Here is a 1723-nt window from a genome sequence, read left to right as displayed (position 1 = left end):
GCGGTTCTGATCCACTTCTTGTGGGGCGGTTGCGGAGGGTGACGGTGCTCAGTCTGCGAGGAGGATTTGGCGTCGGAGGAGGTCGAATCCGGCCCGGCCGTACCCGTCCCTTTTGATCCGCTTCACCCTGTTGACGTTGCCTTCGACCTTGCCCGAGCTCCACTCCAGGGTGAGTCCGGCCGTGACGGCGCCGAAGTCCTGCCGCAGGCCACGGGCCAGACTCCGTAGCGGCTTCAGCCCGGTGTTCTCGGCGCGGGTGAGCCAATCGTCGAGTTCGTTGCCTCGGCGCTCGGTCATCATCCGGGCGAAGTCGCGCACGCAGTCGGCGACAGCACCCAACTCCTGGCAATGGGACAGGAGTTGCTTCCGTTTGAGCGCGTTGCTCTCGTCGATCTTGTCGGGGTGCGCAGTGATCAGCCAGGTGGCTTTGCGGACGGTCAGCTCCTTGGGCTTCTCGGGTGCGGGCTTGCCGCTGGCGCGGATCTGTTCCAGGTGACGGCGGACGGTCCTCTTGCTGCCCAGGTAGCCGAGTCCGGTGATCTCCGTGTGAAGTCGTGCCGCGTCCGTGCAGCCCTCGTTCCAGCGGCGGTGCAGATAGGGCGAATAGGCGTGGACCTGGCCGTAGCGGCGGGAGCCGGTGCCAAGGGATGCGTCCTCGGGGGTGGCGGCGTGCGCGTAGCGGCGCACGGTCTTACGGTCGAGCCCGAGGGTCTTGGCGATCACCTCGATCTGCACACCCTTGTCGTACAGGGCATGCACCGCGGCATGGCGCTCACGTCGCTTGATCACGCGCAGCCCTTCCACGGGCTCTTCCGGTACGTTGTCGGTGCCCGGGCCGGCTTTCACGGCGGCGGGGTAATCGGCGCTCGTGTCCTGCGCGGGCTCGGTGAGGCACGTGCGGTGCTGGGCGACGCACTTCTCGACGGCTTCGCACAGGTTCTTCCAAAGGTGGTACCTGTCCGCGACCTGCGTGGCATCGGGGCAGACGGTGCGGACGGCTTCGGCGTAGGCGCTGGCTCGGTCTCTGCACACGATCTCGGCCCCGGGATGGGCGCGCAGCCAGGCGGTGAGCGTCTCCGAGGTGCGGTCGGGCAACACGTCCACACGCTCGCCGGTCTCCACGTCCAAGATGATCGTGCCGTACACGTGGCCCTTCTTGAACGCGAAATCATCCACACCCATCACTCGCGGAGCGGCTGAGGACTGTTTGTCCGGGAGCCTGCGCACCATCCTGATCAGCGAGTTCGCACTGACGGGGACCGACAGGTGCGCGGCCAGCCGGGCCGCCGGACGCCCCGCGAGCGCCAGTGCCATCCGCTCCAAGGTCCGACGGAGTGCGGGAGTACGGCGCGCGAACCGCTCGGTGAGCCCGGCTATCTGCTCGACGAACGTACGGCGTACACACGGCGCCGCCTGGCACAGGAATCGCCGCACCGCCAGGTCGATCACGACCTTCCGCCCTGCCACCGCCAGGTCGGCCAACCGCCGCCGATACCTGCCGTGGACACGACCAGACAGCGTGCCGCACCCGGGACAAGCAGCCTCCCGGGTCACCGTCCGCGCCGTGAGCGCCACCCCCACATCGTCGACCAGGACCTGTTCCACCATCACCGACGCCAGATGAGGGAACGCCACCGAGAGCACGCTGCAATCACACGAACAGGCATTCTTCCAGCAGCTCGTGACGCCAGGTCATCGCCCCACAAGAAGTGGATCAGAACCG

Annotated in this window: 1 protein-coding gene; it reads right to left on the bottom strand. The window is 67.4% G+C overall.

Annotated features, from left to right (window positions below; genetic code table 11):
• Positions 1-48 precede the first annotated feature (48 nt).
• Positions 49-1635, bottom strand: coding sequence for an ISL3 family transposase (locus ACWF94_RS40005; RefSeq protein WP_453500136.1), 1587 nt, complete (start codon positions 1633-1635; stop codon positions 49-51).
• Positions 1636-1723 lie beyond the last annotated feature (88 nt).

The organism is Streptomyces sp. NPDC055078 (genome assembly GCF_053607985.1).
The sequence above is the reverse complement of the archived record's forward strand: the minus strand, read 5'-3'. Positions and strand labels throughout refer to the sequence as shown.